This window comes from Vreelandella sulfidaeris Esulfide1, from assembly GCF_054072535.1.
Genome location: NZ_CM133364.1, coordinates 680,387 through 703,664, shown reverse-complemented (window position 1 = coordinate 703,664; position 23,278 = coordinate 680,387). Strand labels below are relative to the sequence as shown.

Sequence of the window (23,278 nt, the reverse complement as noted above, 5' to 3'; positions counted from 1 at the left end):
GCGGCGCCAGTATAAAGAGTGCATCCGCCGGCGTCATGAAAAGTTCACAAAAGTAACCAAATATTCATTTAAATGTCACGATAACGAGGTAGCGAGCATCATGAAAAACTCTAGCCCAATGGAAGTAGAACTTAAACTCGCCCTCGCCCCGGAAGGCCCAGCTGCGCTGGTCAAGCACCCGTTCCTCGCGTCAGAACCCGCACTTCAACAAACCTTGGTCAATACCTACTTTGATACGCCTGAAGGCGATTTGACCAACGCGCGAATTGCGTTACGCCTGCGTCAGGTAGATGGTCAAGTACTGCAAACGGTGAAAACCGCTGGTCAGGGCGGCGGCGGGCTCTCTCAACGAGAAGAGTGGGAGTGGCAAGTTTCTGGCTCACAGCTGGATCTGGCCGGGCTGGCCGCACTGCCCCCCTTTCAAGGCGCCCTTGGCGGTGTACTGGACTCGCTAGCCCCTCAACTGCGTACCGATTTCTCACGACGCAGTTGGCAGCTAACCGATTGTTTAGTAACCCCAGGTTCCGCAGGCCAGGGTAATCATATTGAACTGGTGCTGGATGAGGGCGCTATTATCAGCGGTGACTACCGCACGTCAATTCGCGAGATGGAACTCGAATTAAAGAGCGGCGAGCCGGAAGCGCTATGGACGCTGGCCCTGAAGCTAGCGGAGCAGGTGCCGCTACGCCCTTCTGATAGCAGCAAAGCATCCCGAGGCAATGCGCTCAGCAATCAACACTGGCCGCTGCCGGAAGCACACTCCCCAGCGGAATGGCTGCACCGTGCCACGCTGGCCCTGGATGCCTATCACGACAGCCAACAAGCGGCCTTTCTTACCCATGCCCAAGAGGCACTAGCGCGGCTAGCCGAGCATCCAGCGCTAGATATAACGGCGCGCGCTCATGCCCAAGCGCTGACCAGTGGCCTAAATGGGGCTGGCCAGCCCAGCACAGTATATGGAAAAGCTGCGTTGGCACTCGCCCATCGCTTGGCGTACCAAACCACGCTACGCTAACAGTTTAAGTTTAGTGTTCTTTTCAAGACTATTCTTTCAGGACCGTATTAAGGCTCACTTCGGGATGATGCAATGAATTTACACTTAACCCCTGGCAAAGAAGACCTACGCGTCCGACTGTTTCATATTATTTTTGAATCAGACACGCCGGGCGCAAAAGCGTTTGATATCGCCTTGATTGTGGCGATTTTGATGAGCGTCGCCGTCATCATGCTGAGCAGTATCGAAATATACGCTGAACGCTACGGGCATATATTTTTCTATCTCGAGTGGGCTTTTACGCTGCTGTTTACCATCGAACTAGCCTTGCGAATCTACTGCTTGGAACGACCTACGCTCTATTTAAAGAGCTTTTACGGCATTGTCGACTTAATTGCCATTTTGCCCATCTGGCTGGTATTACTCGTGCCGGGCGCTCATGGGTTAGTGATTGTTCGCTTGCTGCGGGTACTACGCATTTTTCGTATTCTGCGCTTGATGGAGTTTGTTGGCGAAGCTCGATTGTTGATGGACGCGCTCAAACGCAGTTTGCGCCAGATTCTGCTGTTTTTTAGCGCCATTTTAATGGTAATAACGTTGTTCGCAGCGTTGATGTATACCATTGAATCCCCCGAGGCGGGCTTCACCAGCATCCCCATGTCGATGTACTGGGCCATCGTGAGCATGACCACCGTTGGCTACGGTGACATCGTGCCCGCCACATCGCTGGGCAAATCGATTACCGTGGTATTGATGCTGCTCGGCTACTCGATTATTGCCGTGCCTACCGGGGTATTCTCAGCGCAGGTGATCCGCTCGATTCGTGAGGAGCGTTATTCAGAAGAAGCCTGTCCCGGTTGCGGGTACGACCGTCATGAAAAGCGTGCCCGTTACTGTCTGCGCTGCGGCACCTGGCTAGACGAAGATAGCGAAGATCCGCGCAAAGCCAACAACGAGCCGGCTTCTGAATAGATTAAACTTGGAAGGGAGTAATATCCCCACGCCCTTCGCGGATAATTTTAGGCGGCAGTTCCCGCAAGTCGATGACACTGGTCGGGTCTAAATGACAAGCGCCACCGTCAATAATGGCATCTAGGTGGGCGCCAAAACGTTCACGGATCTCTTCCGGGTCGTTCATGGGCAGATCATCACCCACGGGGATTAGCGTCACGCTCATCAGGGGCTCGCCTAACGCCGCCAATAGCGCATGCGTAATACGGTGATCGGGCACGCGCACGCCAATGGAGCGACGCTTGGGGTGCAACAATAGCCGCGGCACCTCAGACGTGGCGTCCAGAATATAGGTATAGGGCCCTGGGGTGTGCGCTTTCAACAACCGGAAAACATCGTTATCCACCTTGGCGTAGGTGCCGATTTCCGAGAGGTCGGAACATACCAGGGTAAAATTATGCTTGTCGTCCAATGAGCGTAGCCATTTAATCTTCTCAATGGCTTTCTTCTCGCCTAAATGACACCCCAGGGCATACCCTGAGTCGGTGGGATATGCCACTACACCGCCTTTACGGATAATCATAATGGCCTGATCGATCAGACGCTTTTGCGGGTTTTCCGGGTGAATCTGGAAATACTGGCTCATAAAACTGCTCCTTTCATAGCACGCTGTCTTAGCTGTCCCTACAGCATAGCTGACCTCAGCTGGGGATAACTTAAGCGGGTGATAACTTAAGCGGGTATTAACTTAGCCGACCGCTAACAGGCCGGGCGCTGCTTCGCGCAGATGCACTAGCCGCGGATGCTGCCATATGGGTGGCGCCGCCGTACGGGGTATCAAGCTCATGCTGCCAGGCGCCGCATGACTGCCAGGGAAGTGAAAGTCACTGCCCATGGACGCATACAAATCGCGCTCTACTAGCTGTCGCGCCAAATCACGCGTGCTATCCGGGTTCTGCTGGCCGCTGACCAGCTCAACCGCTTGCCCACCCGCCGTTTGAAAAGTATCCATCAACAGGCCACGCTTGCGCCGGGTTAAGCCGTAGCGCAATGGGTGGGCAATCACGGCAACACCGCCCGATTCCACTATCCAGCCCACAACTTCGCTGATTTCAGGCCAGTGGGCTTTGACATCGCCTTTCTTTCCGCTGCCCAGATAGCGCTTAAAGGCGCTTGCCCAGTCGGGTACCACGCCTTCAGCCACTAGCGCACGGGCAAAATCCGGGCGTCCCAACGGGCGGTCGCTGCCTGCATGAAAGCGCGCTTTTTCCAGCGCGTTGGATAAACCTACTTTTTCCAGCCGCTCGGCAATGACCGCAGCGCGCTGAATACGCGCCTCACGCTGCTGAATCAGGCCTTCCACCATCGGTCCTTGCAAGCCGCCTGGCATCAACGCAACCACATGAATATTCACACCCTGCCAGCGTGTGGATAACTCACAACCAGGGATAAGACATAGCCCTGCTTGCTCAGCGGCACGGCCCGCTTCTTCAATGCCGTCCATGGTATCGTGGTCGGTGAGCGACATATGTGTCAGCCCGCGCTCGGCGCACAGCGTTACCAGTTCCGTGGGCGTTAGCGCGCCATCGGAAGCGGTGGAGTGCATGTGCAAATCAACGGGGTAGCGCTGATCGGCATCAAAAGTATAGGGAAGTCGAAGCATAGGTGACGCCGTGTGGCCCGTTTGTCAGAATAAGCTGCTTTTCTGTTGTGAATAAATCGTTCACGACAGTTAAGATATGGTGCGCGTATCTACCCGTGCGGTCAATTAACGGCCCGTTTTCATCCTCGTTTTATCAAGGAGTTATACGTCAATGCTGTATGCCATTATCAGTGAAGATGTGCCCAATAGTTTAGAGCGTCGCTTAGCGGCTCGTCCCGATCACTTAGCCCGTTTGGAAGCGCTACGTGATGAAGGCCGTGTGGTATTAGCGGGGCCTCACCCTGCTATCGACGCTGACAACCCCGGCGATGCTGGCTTCTCTGGCAGTCTGGTGGTAGCGGAATTCGACAGTCTGGAAGAAGCCAACGCGTGGGCCGATGCCGACCCTTACATGATTGCAGGGGTCTATGCCAAGGTAATTGTTAAGCCGTTCAAAAAAGTTTTGCCTTGACCCCAATAGGCGAGTGTGGAGGGTCCGTCCGCTTTTTCACAGAGCCTGTGGAAAACTCTGTGCAAACCCGGCGGACGCTTTGCGCTAAGCCAGAGCTAGCGCCAGCGGCATCAAGTTGATCAATTTTTAACCACTTTTTATTTTAATGGATAACTGCGTGACCCAACGTCCAAATGCTTTGCCACCGCTGGCAGCATTAACTACGCCAACCTTGACCTGGAACGAGGGAGCCCCCCACGCAACAGCGTTTGATGACGTCTATTTCACCCGTGGCGATGGGCGCGCAGAGACCGAGCATGTATTTCTGGACGCCAATCATCTCCCCGAACGCTTCGCCGCCTGGGAAGCCGCGCGGCCTTTTGTGATTGGTGAAACCGGCTTTGGCACGGGTCTTAATATGCTCTGCGCCTGGGTTTGTTTTGAGCAACATGCGCCTGCCAATGCACGCCTGCACCTGTTATCCACAGAGAAATTTCCCCTTGCGCGTGAAGCACTTGAACAGGCGTTGAGCGCCTGGCCTTCGTTAGCGGATTATGCCCAGGTGCTATGTGCTCAGTGGCCCGCTGCCGTTAACGGCATTCATCGCCTACACCTAACCGAGCGCGTGACGCTGGACCTTCATTTCGGTGATACCACGGAACGTTTGATGCTACTGGATGGCCAAGTGGACGCCTGGTTTTTAGACGGTTTTGCGCCTTCCAAAAACCCCGATATGTGGCAACCGGAACTGTTTAACGCCATGGCCGCGCGTTCTCGCCCCGGCGCCACCTTCGCCACGTTTACCTGTGCAGGCGTTGTCAAACGGGGCCTGAAAGCAGCGGGCTTTAGCTGGAAAAAGGTACCGGGATACGGCCGTAAGCGTGAAATGCTCGCCGGTAGCATCGAAACGCCACCAGCGGACCAACGCCGCCAGCCCACTCCCTGGTATACACCGCCGCCTGCCGCGCCTGCTAAGCACGTTGCAGTTATCGGCGCAGGGCTTGCGGGCAGTACGGTTGCGGCAGCGCTGGCGCGGCGCGGCATTCAAGTAACGGTGGTAGAGCGCGAAGCCCCTGGCGCGGGTGGCTCGGGTAACCGTCAAGGGGCGCTGTATGTAAAGCTCGCCGCTGAAACCAACCACCAGAGCCGTGTTTATCTTGCCGGATTGCTGTATAGCCAGCGCTGGCTTTCACAGCAGCACCCCTCCACAGCGCCCTCATCCACTATCCCCTTGTGGCAGCCCTGCGGCGTGGTTCAGCTAGCAAGTAGCGATAAAGAGGCGCGGCGTCAGCAGCGCTTTATAGAACAGCACCCACTGCCCCGCGAAGTAGTGTCTGCAGTGGAAAAATCTGCGTTAACCGATACGGCAGCTATCTCGATTAACGCCCCTCATGGGTTGTTTTACCCGCATGCGGGGTGGGTGAGGCCTAAGGCACTGTGCGAGCATTTACTTAATCAGCCAGGCATTACTTTGCACCAGGGCGATGTTACCTCCCTTACCCGCAAAGGGGCCGGTTGGCGGCTTCAGTTGGCCGATGGCAGTGCGCTCGACGCGGATCAAGTTGTAATCGCCAGCGCCCATCAGGCCAATCGTTTTGCACAAACGGTGGAGCTGCCTCTGCAGTCGGTGCGCGGCCAGATTAGCGAGGTAACGTTACCCGATAAGGTAACGGGACCTCACCGCGTCGTATGTGCCGGTGGCTATGTCGCCCCTGCACTGGATGGCGTATTGACCTTTGGAGCTAGCTTTGTGCCCAATAATGCGAGCACCGATGTGACGGACGACGACCACCAGCGCAATATTGATGAGCTGCGCCTAACGCTGCCCGCGTTGGTCGAAGCGTTAGAACTGGCGGGCAACCCACTTAGCCCTGACAACCTTGGAGGCCGCGCGGCGGTGCGCGCAGCAAGCCCCGACAAGACTCCTTATGCGGGGCCAGTGCCTGTCGCTGAAGCCTGGCGAGCCGACTATTTATTACTGAGTAAAGATGCCACCCGCGTCCCGAATAAGCGTGGCGAGCACCACTCAGGCCTATGGATATCGACGGCCCATGGCTCGCGGGGGTTGGCGAGCACACCGCTGTGTGCCGAGGTGATTGCATCACGCATGTGTGATGAACCAATGCCACTGGAAGCACCGCTGGTCGATCACCTTCACCCAGGGCGGCGCATTATTAGCGCGATTATTCGGGGCGAGAATGCTTAATAGACAAGCTTGAGATTGCCGCGTCGCTGCGCTCCTCGCAATGACATATCGGGAGGCTTTTCGCAAGATGAATCTAAAAATCGCCTTCTTCCTCGTCATCGGCGATATCACGGCCAAAAGAACGCCACTGCGCTATGGTCATGACCTCAGTCATCTCTAGCTCGAGGTCGTGGGCGATGATTAGTTCATTGCGCTCTAGCTGCTTTTTGAGCTCGGCTACCCAGCCGTGCATGCCTTCGCCCGTGGTATCAGTGGTGTCGTAGCCCTGACGGGTAACAAACGCTTCCAACAAGGCATTGAGGGTTTCCGGGGGTAGCATTCTTGCAGGCACTTCAATAAAACGGCTCATCCACGCTGCTCCCACTCTGCCAAACGTTCAATAAAAGTGGCCTCGCCGACAACTTCCACGCCCATCTGTTCGGCTTTGGTCAGCTTGCTGCCGGCCGCTTCACCAGCGACTAGACACGTGGTTTTTTTCGATACGCTGCCTGCCACCTTGGCCCCTAACGCCTGCAGGCGTGCCTTACCCTCATCCCGCGTCATGCTCTCAAGCGAACCGGTGAGCACCCAGGTTTGGCCTTCCAGCGGCGTGGGGCCTTGGGTGACTGCCGCCTCCTGCCAGGTAATACCCGCTTCTAGCAGGGCAGCTATGGTTTCCTGGTTGTGCGGCTGACGGAAGAAGGTATGCACATGGACAGCGACAATCGGCCCGACATCGTTGACGGCTTCTAGCGCCATCAGCTCAGCGGTTTGAATGGCTTCCAGGGTGCCGAAGTGACTGGCCAGATTGGCGGCAGTCGCTTCACCCACTTCACGGATACCCAGCGCATAAATAAACCGCGCCAGGGTTGTTGATTTGGCTTTTTGTAGTGCATTGACCAAATTCGTGGCAGATTTCTCGCCCATGCGCGGCAGGCTTTGTAGCTGCTCTACGCTCAAGTGAAACAAATCAGCCGGGGTTTTCACCCAGTCTAAATCGACCAACTGAAAAATCAGTTTTACCCCTAGCCCGTCAATATCCAGCGCCTTGCGGCTAGCGAAGTGTTTTAGCGCCTCTTTACGCTGTGCCGCACAGTAAAGACCGCCGGAGCAGCGCGCCACCGCTTCGCCGTCGATGCGCTCAATATCCGAACCGCATACCGGGCAGTGTTCGGGAAAAACAATGGCCCTGGCATCCGCTGGCCGCTGCTCCACGTGCACCCTAACGACCTGGGGGATAACATCGCCGGCCCGACGGATCGATACCGTATCACCAATCATCACGTCTAAGCGGGTGATTTCATCGGCATTGTGTAGCGTAGCATTGGACACAGTGACACCTGCCACAGTGACCGGCTCAAGGCGCGCCACAGGGGTAATCGCGCCGGTACGGCCGACCTGGAACTCGACATCGTTAAGGGTAGTGACCTCTTCCTGAGCAGGATACTTAAAGGCCACCGCCCAACGCGGCGCACGGGCAACAAAGCCTAGTTCACGCTGGTAACGTAGGTCATTGACCTTAACCACCACGCCGTCGATATCAAAGCCCAGCGCATCACGCTTGGCGCCCAACTGCTCGCAGTAATCAGCAACCGCCTCAGGGCCTTTGACGACCTTCAACTCAGCGCTGGCACGAAACCCCAGCGTCGATAATCGCGCCATTAGCTCGCTATGGGTGGTATCGCCAAGCTCAGGTTGCAAACGTGCAACTTGGTAGCTGTGGAACTCCAATGGACGCTTCGCGGTGATGCGCGGGTCGAGCTGGCGCAGACTACCAGCCGCCGCATTGCGTGGGTTGGCAAATACCTTGCTACCGTCTTCCCGAGCGCGCTCGTTCAGCGCTTCAAAGCCTGCATGGCGCATTATGACCTCGCCACGTACTTCCAACAGTTCAGGTACGTTTTTGCCCATTAGTTTTAACGGCACTGAACGCAGCGTGCGCAGATTTGAAGTAATGCCTTCACCGGTGCGCCCATCTCCGCGCGTCGCCCCGCTCACGAGAATTCCCTGTTCGTACACCAACGATACGGCGGCACCGTCTAACTTAGGCTCGCAGGTAAATTCAATCTCGTCCGCGCTGCCTTCCAAGCGCTCGGCCACTCGCTCGGCAAAGGCATGAATGTCTTCACGGCTAAAGGCATTATCCAACGACAACATAGGGATAGCATGTACCGCGGGTGGAAAGCCATCCGCTGGGGCGGCGCCCACACGTTGCGTCGGCGAATCACTCGTGACCAACTCAGGGTGTTGCGTTTCCAACTGCTGTAAGCGCTGCAGCTTACGATCGTAGTCGGCATCCGTCAGCGTGGGGTCATCCAGTACATAGTAACGGTAGTTTGCTTCATCCAGGGCGGCCCGCAGTTGGGTAATCTCTTCCAGAGGTTGAGAATCAGGCTGACTCATTAGACTAGGTTCCAGTACACGGCAGCGAAAACGCAAAACCTGGGAAATATGAAAAGGAGCGAATTACAAAACGTTGGCATATTGAACAGAAACACCCGCCTTCTGGCAAGAAGGCGGGTGTTTAACGGCAGGTATTCCTTAGCGTTCGATAATTAGCGCGCTTGCATGTGTCGCTGTAAACGATGACGACGTTCAAACTCACGGACACGTTGGCGGGCAAATTCAATCGTTTGCGCGGTCATGACACTGCGGTTTTCATCTTTCAGCTCGCCGCCCATATGACGTACTACCACCATGGCGGTTTCTACCATGGCTTCAAAAGCAACGGAGCTATCAATTGCCCCAGGCAGCGGCATTAACAGGGTGATGCCTGGCGTCATAAACTCACCCATCTTTTCAATGGGGAAAGTACCAGGCTTAACCACGTTCAACATCGAGAACTGCAGCTCGCTATCATCGCTCTCAGTTTCAAAACGGTGGAAAACACCCATCGCGCTACTATAACGCAACCCGCACACCATCATTAGATCAAGTAACTTGGTGCCATCGAAACCTTCGGGGTCTCGGGAGAGAACGCTAATCACGACGACTTCTTCGGCATTGCTCAATGTTTCTTTGGCGTGTTCACCGTTCACATCGTGGCGCAAGGCTTTTTCTATGGTCGGATGTACGCGGGCTCGCTCATCAACCTCACGCTCATCGGCAACTTCGCTGTTATAATCGTCAGCTTCAAAGCGTTCTGCAACGCTATCTTCAAAACCATCTTCATGGGCTGCATACGCATTACTTTCGTAGCGACGCGCTTCTTCCTCAGCGGCGCGCTGCTGAGCCGCCAACCTATCGGCGGCAGCTGCACTGGCCGCGGCTTCTTCACGGGCTTGTGCCTGTTCTTGAGCAAGGCGGACACGCTCTGCCTCAGCAGCTTCTTTTGCTTCGCGGCGCTGTTCAGCTTCTAGCGCTTTACGCTCAGCTTTCTGTTTAGCCAATTCCTTATCTCGCACCGCTTTCTCAGCCTTTTTACGCTGTTTTTCTTTGCGGCGCTCAATCAAACGGCGCTTAAGTGAGCGCCCCATTCCTTCAAAATCAACTAAGCGATATTCATCGATTTCATCATCATCCAATTCATCGTATTCACCTACCGTATCGGAACGCAATTGGCGCCGTTTAGGTGAATGCTCATTGGCATGTTTGGCAAAGACGGCATCTTCAGGCTCGGCACGCAGCACAGGCTCTGGTCCTTGCTCCTGTTGAGACAACTCCGCTTTACCAAGCTCTTTATCACTGGCAGCGAAGGAAAGCGCATCAGGCGTCGCCGGCTCATTTGCTTGTACGCCTGATTCAGTAACCGAGGGGTTAGGCGCTGCGGCAGGATAATCTGACGGCTCGACATTTTGCTGAGCAGTAGCTGCCCGGGGCTGCGCTATATCAGCGCTTGCGTTGGGCGGCGTGTTGGACATAGAAATACTGGGTTCCCGGCGCTCATGCTCAGTCGGCATAGAGGTAGTAGGAGTTGAGGTAGTCGTAGCAGTAGCAACCGACTGCGGCGTTTTTATCGCATTAGACGGCTGAGGTTTTGCAACTGATGCTGCTTTTTCTACTCTATCCGCTTTATCCGCTTTACGTTTAGCTGCTTTGGCTGATGCCGAACGCCTAAACTCAGAGAGCACCCTGGAGGGGCCAGGATGCTCTTGACGTTCTAACTTCGGCTTATTGCCTAAGCCACTATAGTCAGCGGGCTTAATAACGCGAGCTCCACCGTTGGGAAGTTCCCAATTAATCTCTGCAGCTTTAGCCGCCTCTTCGGGATCTTCAGAGCTTTCCAGCGGCTTGCCTGAAAGATCTTTATCCACTTGGTCTAGACGGGGTACACGACGCTGACGTTGAAGCCTACGCGCACCGTCAATAACGATAAGCGATACCAACGCCAACCCTAAAATGATTAGCCACTCTCTTAATTCCATGTCGAACATTCCATGGTCATCTTGCCGGTTGCTAAGGCACCATGCCTGAATTTGGGTAACTGCTATTTAAAAGTACTTATTACCAAGCATAGCGCGATTGCTATGAAAATGGCCAATTTTTGCTGTATTTAACGCAATTTTCACGTCGCCGCAAAGTGTTGCCACCGCTTAAGGCAAAAAAAATCGACCTTAATTCAATAAAAAGTGCCGCAAGCATTTTGTTTAACATTTATAAACAAATTTATAAAGGAATCCTAGTCGAAAGAGAAGTTGTTTTGACAAATGACTCCACCTCCAAACCATAACCTGCTTATAAAATGCTTAGCCATCTCATGCGCACAATAAGGGGTAATATAGTTAAGTTGTAAACTTTAGGGTATTTTTTACGCTTTCAGCCTACTGTTAATCTCTCTTTATTAACCACTTGGACGTTGATCCGACACTCGCATCCAAAAGCTTTCGGCGGCAACGCTTAACGGGGCTATTGGCCGTACAAGATGGATTTGCACTGCAATATCCCATTGCTCATCCAATGCCCGCACCAGCCGCCCATCGCTAAGCTCCTGCTCTGCAAGGCTTTTCGGCAGCCAGGCAACGCCTTTCCCTTCCAGGGCCATCGACATCAGCACGGCGGCCAAGTGGCTACTAAACTGCGGTTTAAGCGCTAACACCTCGCTATTACCGTATAAACGATGAGCGACTATCCGCCCCAACCCCGACGCTTCGGTATAGGCTAAATAGGGTAGTTGACTAGTTGCGTTATTACCCTCTACCGAGCTTCCCATCAATGCGATGAGGGTGTCATTACCGACTTGCTGACTGTCAAAATGCTCCTTGGCCAGTGGCGATGGTACGTCGGGATGGCGATGGCAGAGCAAAAAGGGAACCTCTCCGTGCACCAGCAGCTGCTCGCAGCCAAGCATGCTGTCTGAGTGGAGTTGAATGGCTTCAATTGGCGCTCCGCTCTCTACCTGACGGATCCAGCGTGGAAAAAAAGTAAAGGAGAGCGAGTGGGTGGCGGCGAACTGCAGGGTTTTCGCTGCTTTACCTGCCACTTCCTGGGCTTCGGCGCGCAGCCGATAAAGACGGCTGGTCGCTTCGAATGCACGCGTGTGGATATGGGCGCCGGCTTCGGTGAGCGTGGTGCCTTGGGGCGTGCGCACAAACAGGCTGACGCCCATCCACTGCTCAAGCGAGCGAATGCGCCGACTAAACGCAGGCTGGGTAATATGGCGTGCTTCGGCGGCGCGCACAAAGCTGCCGTGTTCTGCCAAGGCGATAAAATCTTCGAGCCAAACCAGTTCCATGGGCAATGCCGTTTCAGCATGGGGTGGCGCAGTAATAGCATTGGTAGCGCTGAATTGTCACGCTTAATGTGGTGCTATCACCCTTTAAGGAGCACAGCATGCGCATCGTTGAAATCCGCGAAAAAACCGTTTCCATCGCCTCACCCATTGCCAACGCTTATATCGACTTTTCCAAGATGACCTGTTCGGTGGTGGCAGTCATCACCGACGTTATACGCGACGGTAAACCTGTGATTGGTTACGGGTTTAACTCCAATGGCCGCTATGGTCAGGGCGCTTTGATGCGCGACCGTTTTCTTGACCGTATCAGCGAGGCCGACCCGGAAAGCCTGATTGATCAGGCCAATGACAACCTGGACCCCTTTGCTATCTGGAAAACCTTAATGGCCAACGAAAAGCCCGGCGGCCACGGTGAGCGCTCCGTGGCGGTAGGCACAATCGACATGGCCGTGTGGGATGCAGTGGCCAAAATTGAGGGCAAGCCGCTTTATCGGCTGCTGGCTGATCGTTACCGTAACGGGCAGGCAGACGATAAGGTTTGGGTCTACGCAGCGGGTGGCTATTACTACCCAGGCAAGGATCACAGCAAACTGCAGGATGAAATGCGCAGCTATCTGGATCGCGGCTATAACGTGGTCAAAATGAAGATTGGCGCCGCGCCGCTAGAAGAGGACTTACGCCGCATCGAAGCCGTTATCAAGATAGTCGGTGATGGCAGCCGGTTAGCCGTGGATGCCAATGGCCGGTTTGACCAAGCCACCGCTATCGCCTACGCCGAAGCGCTCAAGCCTTATAACCTGTTCTGGTACGAAGAGGCTGGCGACCCGCTCGACTATGCCCTGCAGGCGGAGCTTGCCAACCACTATGAGCTACCCATGGCGACCGGCGAAAACCTGTTCTCGCATCAGGATGCACGCAACTTGCTTCGCCATGGCGGTATGCGGCCCGACCGCGACTATGTGCAGTTTGACTGCGCACTCTCCTATGGCTTGGTGGAGTATATGCGTACCCTGCAGGTCATGGATGAGCTTGGCTGGTCTTCGCGCCGTGTGGTTCCCCATGGCGGCCACCAGATGTCGCTGAATATTGCCGCAGGCTTACAGCTAGGCGGCAACGAATCCTACCCGGACGTTTTCCAGCCGTTTGGCGGCTTTGCGGATGGCATTCAGGTAGAGAATGGCTACGTAGGCTTGCCAGATATTCCCGGCGTGGGTTTTGAAGCCAAGTCTAAACTTTATGCCGTCATGCGCGCGCTTGGTGAAAGTTAAGGGTGAAGATTAAGTGTTAAGGGTATAGATAAAGAGCGAAGGCGCTTAATCGACCAGCGCCGCCGCTTCTTCAATACCCACCGAGACTAACCGCGAAACGCCGGGCTCTTGCATGGTGACCCCCATCAGGCGCTCGGCGGCTTCCATGGCGATCTTGTTGTGGGTGATATAGATGAACTGAACGTTCTCGGACATCTCTTTCACCAGCTTGGCGTAACGGCCTACGTTGGCGTCATCTAGCGGGGCGTCTACTTCGTCCAACATACAGAACGGTGCGGGGTTGAGCTGAAAAATAGCGAATACCAGCGACAGCGCGGTAAGCGCTTTCTCACCGCCCGAAAGCAGATGAATGGTGCTGTTCTTCTTGCCCGGCGGGCGGGCCATAATCGCCACGCCGGTTTCCAGCAGGTCATCCCCGGTCAACGTTAGCCATGCCGCGCCGCCGCCGAACACACGGGGAAACAGTGCTTGCAGCCCGGCATTGACCTGATCAAAGGTCTCACGGAAGCGCACCCGAGTTTCCTGGTCGATACGCTTAATCGCCCGTTCAAGGGTTTCCAGCGCCTCAGTGAGTTCAGCGTGCTGTGCTTCCAGGTAATTGCGCCGCTCGGCCTGTTGGTCGTACTCCTCAATGGCAGCGAGGTTGATCGCCCCCAAGCGGCGAATCTTGTCGGTGGTGCTTTCCAGGCGCTCCTGCCAACGGGTTTCCGTCGCTTCCTGCGGCAACTGTTCGGCGAGGGTCTCGACGTTATGGCCAAGCTCGGCTAACTGCTCATCCTGGGTGGCTGCTTTAAGGGCAAGCGCCTGCACCTCCATGCGCCGCTGCTGGAGCTGCTCGCGACTCTGTTCAAGATTGCGCTCGTGTTGCTGGCGAGCCAGTTCATCGTTACGCAACTGCTCTGCCAGTGCCTGGGCCTGCTGACGCGTCGCATTCAGGCGCCCTTCCTGCTGCTCACGCTGATGAAGCAATTCTTCGAGTTCTTCCCCCGCCAGCTCGTCGGGCTCGACCAGCATTTCCCGCGCTTCTTCCAGTTCAGCAATGCGCAGCGAGAGGCGCTCCTCAACGTCACTGGAGCGCGCCTGCTGGGAACGGAGGCTATCGCGCTCGGCACTTAAGCGTTCGCGTTCTAATGCCAACGCCTGCTGCTGAGCTTTGAGTGGGGCGTGCTGTTGCGTCAACTGGTCACGCGCCTCACGCTGTCGGTTACGCTGCTCGGCATTGGTTTCCCGCGCTTGCGCCGCGCTCTCCAGTTGCTCCATGGCCAAATGCCAGCGGGCACGCTGCTCATCAAGAGTAAGCGCTAACTCTGCTTCATCTTCTTGTAACTGGGCGAGTTCTTCATCCAACTCCGTGGCGCGGCTTTCCAAGTGCTCCAACCGTTGCGCCAGGCTGCGCTCTTTAACCGCTAACTGCTGCAGGCTGGCAGCGTGTGCGCGCTCTTGTTCGGCCTGCTGTTCGCGCTCCTGCTCCAGGGTTTCGATGGCTTCGCTAGCAACGTCGCACTGCTCCTCGGCCAGCGCCAAGGCTTCTTCTTCACGCTCGCGCTGTGCAGTCAGCTCGGCGTAACGGCGGCGTGTCAGCAGCAGCCCGTCGATGCCCTCACCGTTGGCCTGCTGCTGTAGCCAGCCGCGCCCCAGCCATACGCCTTCCTGGCTCACCACACTTTCGCCGGGGGCGAGGTGGGCGACCTGAGCCTCTGCCTCTGCTGTCGTTTGTGTGTAGTGAATGCTTGCTAACCACTCGCCTAGCGCACCGGCGCCTTTGACGAGACTAGCCAGCCGCTGCCCAGACGCCGAGGCGGCGGGTGGCGTTTTATCAATCAAGCGCCAGTCGGTGGCTAAGGCCTCAGGCAAGACTGCCAACTGTTGGGAGGTGACAAGCCGCGCATTGAGCCAGGGGGCGAGTAGCCAGGAAGTAAGCGCTTCCCAACCGGGTTCAACCTGTAGTACTTCGCCTAGCTGCGGTGCCTCTGTCAGGCCATGCGCTTCAAGTGTCGTGCCGAGCGCTGGGTCGTGGTCTGCCAACGCAGCGTCGATTAGCGCTTGCAGCGAGGCCAACTCCCCTTGACGCTGGCTGAGTTCAGCGCGCTGCTGATCGCGGGACTGGGTAGCCTGCTGGTAGGCCGCTTTGGCGTCGCTATAGCGCTGCTGCCACTGGTCGCGCTGGGTTTGAAAGCTTTCCGCCTGCTGCTGGGCAGCGGCTAACTGCTCTTCACACACGCCATGCTCTTCGCGTAGCCCAGTGAGATCGGCGACCTCACTGCGTTGCTGGCGACGGCGCTGATTTTCAGCCTGCAGGCGCTGGATACGCTGTTCCAGGTCACGCAGTTGATCCTGGGAGCGGTCCGCATCGCGGCTGGCGTCCCGCCAGCGGGTTTCGGCATCGTTCCACTGCTGTTCGGCGGCTTCCAGCGCGGGAGAGGCATCAGCAAGCGCCTGCTCCAGGCTTTCGAGCTGCTCCTCTAACGCTTCGTGTTCAGGGAGCAGGTCATCAAAGCGCTCATCAATGGCGGCTAAACGCGCCTGATCGCCTTCGCTCACCCGGCGCTGCTCGTCCAGGTCGCGCCGGGTGGTGGCAATGTCGCTGGCCAACTGCGTTTCACGGCTACGGCGGTGAGCTTGATCCTGCTCTAAGCGGGCAATGCGCGTGGTCGTTTCAAAGAACTGCTGCTGGTGGCGATCCAACACTTCCGAAAGTTCGTCGTGCTGCTCGCGGGCTTGTTCCAAGCGGGTTTCGCACTGACGCACCCCGAAGACATCTTTTTCTACCGCTATTTCCAACTCGCGAACGCGGCTCTCCTGGTGCGATTGCTCTGCGCGCAGGGTCCGGCCCCGCAGCAGCGCCAGCTCGCCCTTGAGCCGGTACTCTTGCTCTTTCAGCTCTTGGTAGCGCTTGGCGGCTTCGGCCTGACGCTTGAGACGCTCTAGCTGTTTATCCAACTCTTCGCGAATATCGTCCAGGCGCTCCAGGTTCTCCTGGGTGCGCCGCATGCGATTTTCGGTTTCCCGGCGGCGCTCTTTGTATTTGGAGATACCCGCCGCCTCTTCCAAGGTCGAACGCAGATCGTCAGGGCGGGCTTCGATCAGCCGCGAAATCATGCCCTGGCCGATAATGGCGTAGGAGCGCGGGCCTAGCCCGGTACCCATAAATAGGTCGGCGATATCCCGCCGGCGGCACTTCTGGCCGTTGAAGAAGTAGTTGGATTGCCCGTCGCGAGTGACTAAACGCCTCACGGCTATTTCGGCATATTGCGCGTAAACACCGCCCATTCCACCGTCGCGGTTATCGAACTTGAGCTCGATGGAGGCTTGGCTGATAGGTTTCCGGCCGGTGGAACCGTTAAAAATAACGTCGGCCATGGATTCGCCGCGCAGGGTTTTAGCGGAGGACTCCCCCATCACCCAACGCACGGCGTCAATAATATTGGATTTACCGCACCCGTTCGGGCCCACGATGGCGGTCATATTGCCATCGAAAGGCACCGTCACAGGGTCGACAAATGACTTGAACCCGACCAAGCGTATCGAGGTTAAACGCATATCGGCGTCACGCTTCGCGGCATCAAAACAGGGCGGTTCAAAACGCGGCTACTCAAAGACACGGTTAATCACCACCTCGGCGGCTTCATCGTCTGAGATTGGCCCCACGCTGACGCTTTCCAGGTCGCCAAATAGATCGCCCGGCTGAGGCATGGCTTCACCGGTGGGCGAAACGCGAACCACTAAACGCGCTTCCTGCACCTGGGAAATTTGTGCCTGGGGCGACATCGCTGCGCTGTCATCCAGTACCACGGTCATGGGCAGCTCGGACACCTGGGCCCGAACGACCGCCAGGGGCGGCAGTTCGCCTTCAGTATCACGCGCGGTGATAAAGACGCTGGCATCATCGTCTACACGATCGGCCAGCGCTTCATCCAACGAGACACGCACCCGAACACCGTTGCCTTCGGCGACGGTCTCTTCAGGTTCAATACCCATGCGCTGTTGAGCCACTTGAATACCATCACGCAGCGAAGACACGGTGTTGGGATCTTCAATGTTGGCGATTGCCCGACGCCAGTGGTCAATCGCCTGCTCGTAATCGCCGTCATCAAAGGCGTGAATGCCTAACAAACCCAGTACCGTGGGCTGGCGAGGATCCTGCTCCAAGGTTTCATCAACCAGCGCCTGCACCTCATCGGTAAGTTCACGCTCGGCCATAAAGAAGCGAATTTGTGCTAACTGTGCGAGCAACGGAGGGATACGCCCTTCAATCTCCATCAAACGTTCCAGCGCCGCCACGGCCTTGGGCATCTGGCCGGTTTCGCGATAGACAGGAAACAGCGCACTCCATACGTTGGGATTACCTGGCTGCCGTTCGGCCTGCTCTTCCATGCGCTCAATATACATGGCAAGCGACCCTTCCGGGTCGTTCTGAACCTCTTGCTGAACTGCCAGTAGCACCAGGTCACCCTCTGCGCCCTGCTGCTGGTACCAAATGACACTGACCGCAACCATGGCAACCATGACGAATGGCACCACAAGGCGACCGGCGCTGGCTGGCTTCAAAGGGCGCCGCTCGAGCACGGCGGTATCTTCCAGCAGGCTACGTTCAAGCTCTAGGCGGTCTTCTTCAAAGCGCGCGGGATCAATATCACCGCGTTCACGTGCTGCCTCTAGCGACGCCAGACGACGCTTAAAAATCGCTACGTTCTGCTCGGCAGAGGTGTCGTTAGCTTCAAAGGCGTACTGCTGATCGTGCAAAGACTTAGCGTTCCTAAGCGGCGACACCAGCAGCCATAGCGCTGGAAGTAGTAAAACAGCAATTGCGACCCAAAGTAGCGTCATGAGGCCCCCTTACGGTTAGTCAGCGCTTCTATACGCTGACGCTCTTCGGCGCTCAGCGCTTTGGCCGAGGCGTTGCGGCGTGCGCGAACCATCAACACGATAATGACCGCGCCTAGCAGTACCAGGGCGATAGGTAATCCCCAGAGCAGGTAGGTACGGCTCTCTAAACGGGGGTTATAGAGAATATACTCGCCAAACCGTTGCACCATATGATTGATAATCTCGGTATCCGACTGGCCGTCTTGCAGTAGCTGGTAAACACGCTCGCGCATATCACCTGAAATAGGAGCGTCGGAATCGTCTATCGCCTGGTTTTCACACAGCGGGCAGCGCATGGAGGCGGTTAAGTCGTGATAGCGCTTTTCCTTGACCGGGTCATCAAATTCGCGCAGTTCTATCCCGCCTGCCACTGCACCAAACGCTATTAACAGCAACAGGAATGCGGTGATGTTACGTATTAACGCCATTTTTCCACCTCCGGCAGTATCCGTTCGCGCACATCTTCCGGCGAGACATAGCCTTTATGGTGGTAGCGAATCACGCCGTCGGCATCGACCAAAAAGGTTTCGGGGGCACCGTAAACCCCGAGATCAAACCCTAGCTCGCCTTCTGGATCAAAAATATTGACTTCAAACGGGTCGCCAAATTCGCTGAGAAACTGCAGGCCCTTCTCGCGGGTATCACGGTAGTTAACCCCGACCATACGGATATCGCGGTCAGCCAGCTCCAGCAGCTGTGGCATCTCCTGCTTGCACGCGGGGCACCATTCGCCCCAAACGTTTACCAGGGTCACTTCACCTTCTAATAGCGTTTGGTCGACCCGGCGGTTCTCATTGCGCAGTGTGGTGGCTTCAAAGGCGGGGAATTCCCGCGCCATCAAGGCTGAGTCGCGTTGGGAGGGATCCAGCGCTAAGCCTTGGTAGAAAAATAGTGCTAAGCCTAAAAAACCTATCGGCAGCAGTAATAGCAGTAGCCGACGCTTCATACGGTGGCCTCCTGGGCAGTATCGCCTCTGCTGGCCACTTTTGGCACTTCGCGGTTTACCGCAGCACGGCGGTAGCGCTTATCGAGCACTGCCAGCACACCACCAAACGCCATCAGCAACGCACCCAGCCATAGCCAACGCACAAAGGGTTTGTATTGAACTCGCATTGCCCAACTGCCATCGCCAAGATCCTCCCCCATGGCCACATAGAGATCGCGAAACAGCCCTGGCCTCAGGGCAACCTGGGTCATCGGCATGCCGGTCGCCAAGTAGAGGCGCTTTTCAGGGCGCATGGTAAAGCGACGGCCCGACTCGCCGCGCTGAACCTGAAGAATCGCCGTATCCGCTAGGAAGTTAGGTCCGCGACGTTCGGTCAGTTCGCTCATAGTGAACTGATAACCCGCGACTTCTACCGTCGTGCCCGGCGACATGCGCACATTGCGCTCGATATTGTAATTAGACACTACAGTAACGCCGACGATGGTGACAGCTACGCCCACATGACCTAGCACCATGCCCCAGTAAGCCAGCGAGAGTTTGCGTACGCCGGCGACAAACGAGCTGGCGTGGCGGGTTTTATCGAATACATCACGCACCATCGGCAGCACAATCCATAACGCCGAGACAATGCCTAACGAAACGAACAGGTTCCACTCGCCGCGATACAGCAGCGGCATCAGCACGCCCAGCACTAGGGCGGCGACACCCGCCAGCCATAGCTTACGGACTAAATCCTTCGTCGCCATGCTTTTCCAGCGGGTAACCGAACCAAGCCCCATAAAGATACACATCACTACGGTGAGCGGCACAAACAAGGCATTAAAATAGGGCGGGCCTACGCTGATTTTTCCCAACCCCAGAGAATCCAGAATCAGTGGATAGACAGTACCGAGCAGTACGGTGACGGTCATAATCACCAGGAAGATATTATTGACCAGCAGCAGCGCATCGCGGGAGAGCCAATTAAAGCCAACCTTATGGCTTACCCGTGGGGCGCGCAGAGCAAATACTATGAGCGACAACGTCACCGTAATCGCCAGCAGCATCAGGATAAAGAACCCGCGAGCTGGGTCGTTGGCAAACGCATGCACCGAGGTAAGCACGCCCGAGCGGACCAGGAAGGTCCCCATCAGCGAAAGCGAAAAGGTCGAGATCGCCAGCAGCACGGTCCAGCTTTTAAACGAGCCGCGCTTTTCGGTGACAGCCAGCGAGTGAACCAACGCAGTGCCTGTCAGCCAGGGCAATAGCGAGGCGTTTTCGACCGGGTCCCAGAACCACCAGCCGCCCCAACCAAGCTCGTAATAGGCCCACCAGCTGCCCAGCGCGATACCCACGGTCAAAAACGCCCAGGCCAGATTCGTCCAAGGCCTTGCCCAGCGAGTCCAGGCAGCGTCCAACCGCCCTCCCATCAGTGCTGCAATGGCAAACGCAAAGACAACGGAAAAGCCGACGTAACCCATGTAGAGCATCGGCGGATGGACCACCAGCCCAAAGTCTTGCAGCAGCGGATTAAGATCAGCGCCGTCCTGGGGCATATCGGGCAACAGCCGCTCGAAAGGATTGGAGGTGATCAGAATAAACAGTAAAAAGCCCGTGCAGACCAAGCCCATCACACCCATGACCCGGGCGACCATATCCCGTGGCAGATTGCCGGTGAACAGGCTAGCCACAAACCCCCAACCTGCCAGCATAAAACTCCATAGCAGCACGGAGCCTTCATGGTTGCCCCACACTGCGCTGAATTTGTAGTACCAGGGCAGCAATGAATTGGAGTTATTGGCCACGTTCGCCACGCTGAAGTCGTCGAGCATATAGCTGGCGGTTAAACAGGCGTAGGCAATGGCTATAAACACAAACTGCCCAGCCGCCATCGGCTGGCCGTAAGCCATCCACAAGGGACGGCGGGTCGCTGCGCCCGCCAGCGGCATCACCGCCTGCACCATCGCCATGAGCAGCGCAATAATTAGCGCGAAGTGGCCAATTTCAGGGATCAGTTTGATGAACATGTGTACTCCGCATGAGGCTTTGTTACCCGCCCTGGTATTGCTAATCCTGGTTTTCTAAACCTGGTTTCTAAACTTGTTTTCTAAAACTGGTTGGTTTTCTAAAACTAGTATTCGCTTGCCTGGGGAACGCCTTCTTCATCTAAGCGTTTACCTACTTCGGCAGCTTTGGCCTGATAATCGGCAGGCGAATAACCCGCCTCTTCCAGCGCCTGGGCGACTTCAGGGGGCATATAATTCTCATCGTGGCGCGCAAGGACTTTATCGGCATACAAACGTCCATCGGCCTGAAGCTCACCCACCACCACCACGCCTTGGCCTTCGCGAAACAGGTCCGGCAGAATTCCGCTGTAGTAGACCTCCAGGTCATCGACGTAGTCGGTCACGGTAAATTCTACGTCGAGGCTCTCGGGGTCTCTTGAAACCGAACCCTCTTTTACCATGCCGCCTGCACGAATTTGCCGCTCCATCGGCGCATCACCCTGGGCGATCTGTACCGGGCTAAAGAACAGATTAATGTTTGCACGCAGCGCATACAGAGTGAGCCCCACGGCAATCGCAGCCAGTGACACCAGGCCTAGGATTACAAAGAGTTTCTGTTTACGTTTTGGTGTCATTGGGCGCTCCCCCTCGTACCGTTTTGCCGCCTTACACGGCGTTTTAAACCCTTGAGCAGTTGACGCTGTTCAACACGCGCATGCCATACGGTGGCGAGCAATAGTAGCGCCGTAACGCCCCACGCAGACCACACATAAGGGGCGTGGCCACCCATAGCGATAAATTCGGAAAAAGAGCCAAATGCCATTAGTGCGCCTCCTTCGCCCGGGTGCTGACCAGTTCCTGCACCCAGTGTTTGTTAGCCTCGCGACGCAAGATCTCGCTGCGTGTACGCATTAGCGTTAACGCGATAAAAAAGCTGTAGAAACCCAGCACCATGATGACCAGGGGCAGCCACATTTCAGTGGGCATCGCCGGGCGCGAAGTCAATGTAAATGAAGCCGGCTGGTGCAGGGTGTACCACCAGTCCACTGAGTACTTGATGATGGGAATGTTGATCACCCCCACCATGGCCAGCACCGAGGCCGCCCGCGAAGCACTATCCCGGCTGGTAAAGGCACCACGCAGAGCAATTACTCCTAGATACAAAAAAAGCAGAATCAACATGGAAGTCAGCCGCGCATCCCACATCCACCAGGTTCCCCAGGTCGGCATACCCCACACCGCACCGGAAAACAGCGCTATAAAGGTCATTGCGGCTCCCAGCGGGGCCATGACCGCCGCGGCCATATCGGCGACTTTAATTTTCCAAACCATGAAAACCAAACCGGACACCGCCATGGCGATAAAGATGGACTGGGCTAAAAAAGCCGCCGGCACATGGACATAAATGATCCGGAAGCTATTGCCCTGTTGGTAATCCGCCGGGGCAAACGCCAGCCCCCACAACGACCCGGTGATAATCAGCAGCCCCGCCGCCGCCCAAAACCAAGGCTGTAGTTTGGCGCTAATACTATAGAACCACTTGGGTGATCCTAGTTTATGAATAAAGGCCCACATAGCGAGTCCTGTCCTTAACCGTTAATACTGATACGCAGCGATGCAGCAATCGCCCACGGCGCTAACATCAGCGCGGCGGCGAGAAGCGCACCCAAAATAGCCAAATGCGCTAAAACACCGTCGCCGAAAATAGCCGCTTGCACCGCACCGGCGCCAAAAATTAATACCGGGATATACAGTGGCAATACCAACAACGAAAGCAGTACGCCACCCCGCGCCAAGCCGACCGTTAATGCCGCACCAATCGCGCCAATCAAACTCAAGCTCGCCGTGCCCAGCGCCAACGACAGCGCCAACACGGCGTAACTACCCGCCGGCAGTGCCAGCATAATGCCTAACAGGGGGGCCATCAGCGCTAAAGGCAACCCCGTTAGCAGCCAGTGTACGGCCACTTTTGCCAGACTCAGCGCAGCCAGCGGCTGGGGCGCCAGCAACAACTGTTCAAGGCTTCCGTCGTCATAGTCGCTGCGAAACAGGCTGTCTAACGACAGCAACGCAGCCAATAAAGCTGCCACCCACAATAATCCCGGCGCAATAACCGCCAATAACTCAGGGTCGGGTGAAATAGCGATTGGAAACAGGGTGATCACCAACGCAAAAAACACCAGCGGATTGAGCACTTCTCCACGGCGCCTTAACAATAACGTTAAGTCACGCACTAACGTAGCCTTCACGGCAATCATCAGCCCACCCCTATGATCGAGCAGGGGCATTGCCGGCACCTGTTGGGCAGTGTTTGGAGCG

20 protein-coding genes are annotated in these 23,278 nt (G+C 56.2%); 5 read left to right on the top strand and 15 right to left on the bottom strand.

Annotation, left to right across the window (positions count from 1 at the left end; all coding sequences use genetic code 11):
- The first annotated feature begins 100 nt into the window (after positions 1 to 100).
- Both ACW44H_RS03310 and ACW44H_RS03305 read left to right on the top strand, forming a co-directional pair.
- Positions 101 to 1,015, top strand: a complete 915-nt coding sequence (locus tag ACW44H_RS03310; RefSeq protein WP_457506859.1) for a CYTH domain-containing protein — start codon at positions 101 to 103, stop codon at positions 1,013 to 1,015.
- A gap of 72 nt (positions 1,016 to 1,087) precedes the next feature.
- Positions 1,088 to 1,966, top strand: a complete 879-nt coding sequence (locus tag ACW44H_RS03305; protein WP_457506857.1) for an ion transporter — start codon at positions 1,088 to 1,090, stop codon at positions 1,964 to 1,966.
- 1 nt (position 1,967) lies between these two features.
- On the opposite strand, the gene ACW44H_RS03300 is transcribed toward ACW44H_RS03305, so the two are convergent.
- Both ACW44H_RS03300 and ACW44H_RS03295 read right to left on the bottom strand, forming a co-directional pair.
- Positions 1,968 to 2,591 (bottom strand): L-threonylcarbamoyladenylate synthase, encoded by a 624-nt coding sequence (locus ACW44H_RS03300; protein ID WP_457506855.1) that lies wholly within the window; start codon positions 2,589 to 2,591, stop codon positions 1,968 to 1,970.
- Positions 2,592 to 2,693: 102 nt separating this feature from the next.
- Positions 2,694 to 3,608, bottom strand: coding sequence for a PHP domain-containing protein (locus ACW44H_RS03295; RefSeq protein ID WP_457506853.1), 915 nt, complete (start codon positions 3,606 to 3,608; stop codon positions 2,694 to 2,696).
- Between the two features lie 151 nt (positions 3,609 to 3,759).
- On the opposite strand from ACW44H_RS03295, the gene ACW44H_RS03290 reads away from it, so the two are divergent.
- Positions 3,760 to 4,059, top strand: coding sequence for a YciI family protein (locus ACW44H_RS03290; RefSeq protein WP_113268703.1), 300 nt, complete (start codon positions 3,760 to 3,762; stop codon positions 4,057 to 4,059).
- Between the two features lie 157 nt (positions 4,060 to 4,216).
- Positions 4,217 to 6,244 (top strand): bifunctional tRNA (5-methylaminomethyl-2-thiouridine)(34)-methyltransferase MnmD/FAD-dependent 5-carboxymethylaminomethyl-2-thiouridine(34) oxidoreductase MnmC, encoded by a 2,028-nt coding sequence (gene mnmC / locus ACW44H_RS03285; protein WP_457506851.1) that lies wholly within the window; start codon positions 4,217 to 4,219, stop codon positions 6,242 to 6,244.
- 73 nt (positions 6,245 to 6,317) lie between these two features.
- Here the strand turns inward: mnmC and ACW44H_RS03280 are convergent, their stop codons facing one another.
- The 4 genes from ACW44H_RS03280 to ACW44H_RS03265 form a co-directional block, all read right to left on the bottom strand.
- Positions 6,318 to 6,593: a YheU family protein gene (locus tag ACW44H_RS03280; protein WP_457506849.1), complete on the bottom strand. Its 276-nt coding sequence runs from the start codon at positions 6,591 to 6,593 to the stop codon at positions 6,318 to 6,320.
- Positions 6,590 to 8,626 (bottom strand): NAD-dependent DNA ligase LigA, encoded by a 2,037-nt coding sequence (gene ligA / locus ACW44H_RS03275; protein ID WP_457506847.1) that lies wholly within the window; start codon positions 8,624 to 8,626, stop codon positions 6,590 to 6,592. The genes ACW44H_RS03280 and ligA overlap by 4 nt, the downstream gene beginning before the upstream one ends.
- A gap of 152 nt (positions 8,627 to 8,778) precedes the next feature.
- Entirely contained in the window at positions 8,779 to 10,587 is a 1,809-nt protein-coding gene (zipA, locus tag ACW44H_RS03270) for a cell division protein ZipA (protein ID WP_457506845.1), read from the bottom strand.
- 416 nt (positions 10,588 to 11,003) lie between these two features.
- A complete protein-coding gene (locus tag ACW44H_RS03265) occupies positions 11,004 to 11,894 on the bottom strand; it encodes a LysR family transcriptional regulator (protein WP_113268698.1) in 891 nt (296 codons plus the stop codon).
- Positions 11,895 to 11,992: 98 nt separating this feature from the next.
- Here ACW44H_RS03265 and ACW44H_RS03260 point away from each other — a divergent pair, with 98 nt between their 5' ends.
- Positions 11,993 to 13,162 (top strand): mandelate racemase/muconate lactonizing enzyme family protein, encoded by a 1,170-nt coding sequence (locus ACW44H_RS03260; RefSeq protein WP_457506843.1) that lies wholly within the window; start codon positions 11,993 to 11,995, stop codon positions 13,160 to 13,162.
- Between the two features lie 45 nt (positions 13,163 to 13,207).
- Here ACW44H_RS03260 and smc read toward each other — a convergent pair whose 3' ends face one another.
- The 9 genes from smc to ccmB all read right to left on the bottom strand — a co-directional run bounded on the left by smc (position 13,208) and on the right by ccmB (position 23,247).
- Complete coding sequence (gene smc / locus ACW44H_RS03255; RefSeq protein ID WP_457506841.1) at positions 13,208 to 16,702, bottom strand: chromosome segregation protein SMC; 3,495 nt, start codon at positions 16,700 to 16,702, stop codon at positions 13,208 to 13,210.
- A gap of 48 nt (positions 16,703 to 16,750) precedes the next feature.
- A complete protein-coding gene (gene ccmI / locus ACW44H_RS03250; RefSeq protein WP_457506840.1) occupies positions 16,751 to 17,989 on the bottom strand; it encodes a c-type cytochrome biogenesis protein CcmI in 1,239 nt (412 codons plus the stop codon).
- Positions 17,986 to 18,456, bottom strand: a complete 471-nt coding sequence (locus tag ACW44H_RS03245; RefSeq protein ID WP_113268694.1) for a cytochrome c-type biogenesis protein — start codon at positions 18,454 to 18,456, stop codon at positions 17,986 to 17,988. Before ACW44H_RS03245 ends, ccmI begins: the two co-directional genes overlap by 4 nt.
- Positions 18,447 to 18,974: a DsbE family thiol:disulfide interchange protein gene (locus ACW44H_RS03240; RefSeq protein WP_457506837.1), complete on the bottom strand. Its 528-nt coding sequence runs from the start codon at positions 18,972 to 18,974 to the stop codon at positions 18,447 to 18,449. Before ACW44H_RS03240 ends, ACW44H_RS03245 begins: the two co-directional genes overlap by 10 nt.
- Positions 18,971 to 20,980 (bottom strand): heme lyase CcmF/NrfE family subunit, encoded by a 2,010-nt coding sequence (locus ACW44H_RS03235; RefSeq protein ID WP_457506836.1) that lies wholly within the window; start codon positions 20,978 to 20,980, stop codon positions 18,971 to 18,973. Before ACW44H_RS03235 ends, ACW44H_RS03240 begins: the two co-directional genes overlap by 4 nt.
- A gap of 104 nt (positions 20,981 to 21,084) precedes the next feature.
- On the bottom strand, positions 21,085 to 21,594 hold the full coding sequence (gene ccmE, locus ACW44H_RS03230; protein WP_007111490.1) for a cytochrome c maturation protein CcmE: 510 nt from the start codon (positions 21,592 to 21,594) through the stop codon (positions 21,085 to 21,087).
- On the bottom strand, positions 21,591 to 21,782 hold the full coding sequence (gene ccmD / locus ACW44H_RS03225) for a heme exporter protein CcmD (RefSeq protein ID WP_113268691.1): 192 nt from the start codon (positions 21,780 to 21,782) through the stop codon (positions 21,591 to 21,593). The genes ccmE and ccmD overlap by 4 nt, the downstream gene beginning before the upstream one ends.
- Positions 21,782 to 22,534, bottom strand: coding sequence for a heme ABC transporter permease (locus ACW44H_RS03220; RefSeq protein WP_457506833.1), 753 nt, complete (start codon positions 22,532 to 22,534; stop codon positions 21,782 to 21,784). The genes ccmD and ACW44H_RS03220 overlap by 1 nt, the downstream gene beginning before the upstream one ends.
- 14 nt (positions 22,535 to 22,548) lie before the next feature.
- On the bottom strand, positions 22,549 to 23,247 hold the full coding sequence (gene ccmB / locus ACW44H_RS03215; protein ID WP_457506831.1) for a heme exporter protein CcmB: 699 nt from the start codon (positions 23,245 to 23,247) through the stop codon (positions 22,549 to 22,551).
- Positions 23,248 to 23,278: the final 31 nt, after the last annotated feature.